We start from the raw sequence: 4,584 nt of genomic DNA, 5'->3' as shown, positions 1-4,584 counted from the left end.
GGTTCAGCTAAAGCGCATCCAAGAGCTGCCGGTGTGCCCCATCCGATCGATCCCCAGAGGGTTTGACTTTCCATTGTCACGCCGTCCGGTAGCCGGATGGCGTTGAGTTTCAACAGGCATGTGCCGGTCTCGGATAACAACAGGTCGTTGGGGCGCAGGAATTGCTGCAAGCGGGGGTAAAAGCTTGCTGAATCGGTGGGTTGATCTGGCGCTCCAACACGGGGAAGCATGGGAGCGGGCTGTACGGGTCGATGCTCTCCCCAGTAAGAGAGACGGTTCGACGAGGACTGAAAGCGTCTCGTTAGTCCTGCCAAGACATCACTGATGCTGACACTCGTGAACACCTGATGTCCGGCTTGGACCCAATCGGCATGCAAAGCAACGATCCGGTTGGGATCGAGTGACCCACTCCAGAGGCCAGTGTTCAGGTCCTCCAAAACAAGCCCCCCTAGATCGACCAGCAGATCGGCATCTTCCACCACGCTTTGCAGGGCAGCTGGGGTTGACCGACCGCCGTTGTACATCCCGAGGAAAGCGGGGTGTTGCTCACTGAGTAGTGCCTTGTCCATGGGGGTCGTGGCATAAGCCAGACCGGAGGCCTTGAGAAATTCCTCGAATGCATTCACTAGACCGAAACGCTTCAGGGTGATGGTGGGGAGCACAACTGGACGTGAAGCTGAGGCAATGCGTGCCTCCAGGAGATCAAGGACAGCCTCAAGTTCCGCTGCAACACTGTCGTGTTGATCGATTACACCAAGAGGAGAACCCTGGATCGGCGTACCAGTGATCGGCATGAGAGCCAGATCCATCGGAAAGGTGAGATACGCAGGCCTGGATTCCTCGAGAGCTTTATCAATCACCCGCTCCAATTCGATGACGGCGTTTTCGGGCGTGAGCCTGGCGCTGACACAACTTGCAGAAGCAGAGATGGCCTCAAAGCGGTCATAGTTTCGATCGCCGAGGGTGTGATGACAGATGAGCCCTTGTCGCACGATCCGAAGACTGGGAGTGCCTACCAGATGAAACACGGGTAGACGTTCAGCCATTGATCCCATCAGGCCATTCAGAGCACTCAGTTCGCCCACTCCATAGGTGGTGCAGACGATGGCAGCGCCTCGGCGGCGGGCATAACCATCAGCGGCGTAAGCCGCATTCAGCTCATTGGCTGAGGGCACCCAGCTCAGGCGGCGATGCACCTCCACCGCATCATTGATTGGAAAGGCATAGTCACCCGGTACACCAAACACATGGCCGATACCGAGATCTGCTAAACGATCCAAGGCATAAGTCACGACAGAAGGAGTCATCAAGCCGACATGAGGATCACTTGGTGAGTCTGATCGTGGTCTTAGCGATAGGCCATGAGATAGGTCGCTATTCGGTATCGAGACAAAGATTCGATCGCGATGAACTGAGGCTTCTTTTTGAGAATGGCCTTGGTGTTGGGCTGCTCACGATCATGCAGCTGGTGCGGTTTGAACGTGAGCAAGGCTGGGCATGAGCTGGATGACGACTCGTAGACGCTGCCATTGGAATCATTGGCTACAAGCGGAATCAACCCGGGCTAGCAACACTTGCCTTCGTGGTCGGTGAAGCCACACAGGACTTCGAGCTGATTGTTGTGCGACTGGGGTTGATGATGATTCATCGAAATTTTTAGATGGCGCCGGTCAGCACGAGTTCTTCTGGTTGAGCATCCGACTTTTCACGAGATGAAAGGGGGTCGAGGCTGATGAGCAGTTTTGTTGCTGATCCGGTGGGTTGCGGTGGAATGGTCATAACCACATTGCCTGCCTGATCCGGCAGAAAGTGAACGCAGCCTTTAACCCCGTCTGGCGTCACAGCCCAGAGGCGGTAAAGCCTTCCTTCAGGAGCCTGCGGCAGTCGATTCAAGGTGAGGAGGTTGCTTGCCTGTCCAGGACGAATGAGAACCTCACCATGTGCGCTTTGCATCTTTCCTAGTGTCGTGGCATGCAGCTCCACCCTTTGATCACCAGGGTGAAGAGAGATGGGGGACGTTTCTCTTCTCACAGAAGCGATCTGCAGTTTGGATTGATAAAGCTCAACGCCAGTTATCGCGAGGATCAGAAGTAAGGCTCCAATCAACCAGTTCTGGGGGTTGGAGGTGCTTTTTTTAATCGACGAATTCAGAACTCTCTCTCTGACTGCATCAGAAAGTGGCGGTGCAGAATGATTCTCAATTCGGCTGTGGGTTGTTTGCAGGTTCTCAAGAAGAGTTTGCTCTTCTTGAGAACATGGTTCAGTCGCCAAAGCTGTTTCCTCTTCGGGACTGAGGTTGCCCAGCACCTTCCCGGCTAACAGTTCATCCCGTTTGCTGAATTCATCGTGGATTTGAGAACGCGAAGTCATTGTTAGTTTCCCTCTTGTGATGAAAGTGCATGACGGAGTTTGAGCAATGCCCGACGACTGATCGTCTTGACGGTTCCCAGTGGCAGTTGTAGCGATGCTGCAATGTTGCTTTGACTGATGTCTTGGTGATAATTCATGGCCAGGATCTGTTGTTCACGCGATGAGAGCTGAGCCAGGGCCCGTTCAAGTTGGAATCGGGAATCAACGGCCTGGAGATCAATTGGATCCTGCTGACAGTGAGCTGGACGAAATCGTTCGAGAATTCGTCGGCGATTGCGATGTTTGTTAATTCTGTTGAGGCCCATTGATCGGGTCAGGAGCAAAAGGTACTGACGGATTTCCCCACGATTCGAATCGAAGCCCCCACGTTGTAAGCGTACGAAAACATCGTGAGTGAGATCTTCAGCCTCCTGTCGCTGTGAGAGAAGGCTGAAGGCGAGCCGATGCACAGCAGCTGAATGTTCGTCGTAGAGGAGGGCTAGCTCCTCAGGACTGATGGCTTCATGAGAGCTCACGTGTGACCCTGCAGCACCAGATCCTGGACCCCAGTCCAGAGGTAGATCCCACCAAATGTCAGCAGAACCATGGCACTAATTCCCGTGATCTGCTCCCCACGTTTGAGCAGGGCGCGGCGCAGACCACCGAGTTCAACACCTAATCCTGCTAGCAAGATCACCATGCTGTATCCAATGGAATACAAAACCATTGATAGAACTGCCAACGGTGGCGTGCTTGTGGCTGCAGCTGCACTGAGTACGGCGGCAAGCACCGGGCTTGCACAGGGAGATGTGACCAAAGCGAAGGTGAATCCAATCAAGAAAGGGCCTGCCACAACCCTGTGGATCCATCTCGGCGCTGCAATGCCTCCAGCATTGAGGCGATGCCAGGGGAACCGGGGGCCCCAACCTTTCAACTGCAAAGCCATGGCAATCACGATGACACCTGCAGTGACGAACAATCCACCTCGGTGATCAATGATCAGTGCTCCTGCCAAGGATGTGAACAAGCCAAGAATGCTGTAGGCCGTCACCACGCCAAGGCTGTACTGGATCACCTTGAGAGGGTTCGGGCGTTGCTGCTTTTGAGCCCCCAGATAAGAGAGCTGTACGGGAAGCAACGCAAGCACACAAGGAGACACGCTGGCAATCAGTCCGCCTCCGAAGGCCAGTGCTGGCAACCCGAATACAGCCCAGGCATTTTGCCCAGTCCAACGTGTGAGCCAATCTGCATAGCTCTGACTGATTGACAGAACGGCTGACTCAAGCTGCCCTGCAGAAATGACAACAACCGCTGCGATCAAGGCGAGAACCAAGAACTGAGCGCGGCGTGATGTCAAGAGATGTCTAGTGGAAGTTGCCATGTCCCTTCAGCGACCAAGCATGAAGCGAGTTTTCTTGATGGCCTGGAGATAAGGATCAAGCTTGGTCTGCGCACGAAACGTTTTAACTGCTTCGCCGGTTTCTGGATTGAAGATGCTGACCAGACTGGTTTGACTCCTATTGCGCATAAAGAATTGCCCTAAGCCGAGTTTCTCTGCTCGTGCAGCAGAAGACTGAGCAGCGGTGGAATTAGAGACATCGAATCTCACCCAATGCACTGAGTTGCCTTCTTGTTGGCGTAGGGAGTTCATGACCGGCTTAATTTTCTGGCAAGCGCTGCACCAGGTTGCATAAACCTCAACCATCACCGGTTTTTCCTGGAGAGAGGTGGCGAGGGGACTTGCTGCTTTTGCTGGTTTTAAGAGCGAAAGTGCCACAGGTGTTTCTGGGAGTGGGGCCAGAGTTGCCGCGAGAGGAACAAAGGCAGCCCCCAGCAGTGTGATGACCAGAGCACGTTGTTTCAAAGTGAGAGTTGAATCACTGCCTATCCATACCGGCCGAGTGCTCAATCGGATTCAAAACAGATCAGAGTTGATCCAACCAGATCTGGGAGCCCCCTTCAAAGCAATTAAAAACCAAATAACGAACAAACCTCAAATGGGTTCAAGCTTGGAACGTGTTCGGCTATTAAGTAACATCGCAAGCAAAAACCCTAGAAACTGAACCATCACGACTGAAGGCCCTGAAGGAAGATTTGACAAGCCTGAAAACAAAAGTCCTAGCAATGCGCACCCACCACCAATGGCAGATGAGATGATCACATAAATAGGAAAACTTCGACTAAGCAGTCGACCTGCACAAGCAGGAATCACAACAAAAGCTGAAATCAACAAAA

Annotated in this window: 7 protein-coding genes; all 7 read right to left on the bottom strand. The window is 53.3% G+C overall.

Annotated features, from left to right (window positions below):
• Nucleotides 1-1,307, bottom strand: a 1,307-nt coding sequence (locus tag NCN04_RS08225; RefSeq protein ID WP_250395761.1) for an alpha-keto acid decarboxylase family protein, incomplete at its 3' end; no start/stop codon positions are given.
• Nucleotides 1,308-1,348: 41 nt separating this feature from the next.
• The gene (locus NCN04_RS08220; protein WP_250395760.1) at nt 1,349-1,489 is read right to left on the bottom strand and encodes a hypothetical protein; all 141 of its coding nucleotides are present in this window, start codon (nt 1,487-1,489) and stop codon (nt 1,349-1,351) included.
• Nucleotides 1,490-1,656: 167 nt separating this feature from the next.
• Nucleotides 1,657-2,370, bottom strand: coding sequence for an anti-sigma factor (locus NCN04_RS08215; RefSeq protein WP_250395759.1), 714 nt, complete (start codon nt 2,368-2,370; stop codon nt 1,657-1,659).
• Nucleotides 2,371-2,372: 2 nt separating this feature from the next.
• Nucleotides 2,373-2,885, bottom strand: a complete 513-nt coding sequence (locus tag NCN04_RS08210) for a sigma-70 family RNA polymerase sigma factor (RefSeq protein ID WP_250395758.1) — start codon at nt 2,883-2,885, stop codon at nt 2,373-2,375.
• The gene (locus tag NCN04_RS08205) at nt 2,882-3,730 is read right to left on the bottom strand and encodes a cytochrome c biogenesis protein CcdA (protein WP_250395757.1); all 849 of its coding nucleotides are present in this window, start codon (nt 3,728-3,730) and stop codon (nt 2,882-2,884) included. Before NCN04_RS08205 ends, NCN04_RS08210 begins: the two co-directional genes overlap by 4 nt.
• Nucleotides 3,731-3,736: 6 nt before the next feature.
• Nucleotides 3,737-4,258: a thioredoxin domain-containing protein gene (locus NCN04_RS08200; protein WP_250395756.1), complete on the bottom strand. Its 522-nt coding sequence runs from the start codon at nt 4,256-4,258 to the stop codon at nt 3,737-3,739.
• An 84-nt stretch (nt 4,259-4,342) separates the two neighbouring features.
• Nucleotides 4,343-4,579: a metal ABC transporter permease gene (locus NCN04_RS08195; protein ID WP_284498673.1), complete on the bottom strand. Its 237-nt coding sequence runs from the start codon at nt 4,577-4,579 to the stop codon at nt 4,343-4,345.
• Nucleotides 4,580-4,584: the final 5 nt, after the last annotated feature.

The organism is Synechococcus sp. MU1655 (genome assembly GCF_023630655.1).
Classification (GTDB): Bacteria; Cyanobacteriota; Cyanobacteriia; order PCC-6307; family Cyanobiaceae; genus Synechococcus_C.
Note: the sequence above shows the minus strand (reverse complement) of the source record. Positions and strands in the feature narration are given on the sequence as shown.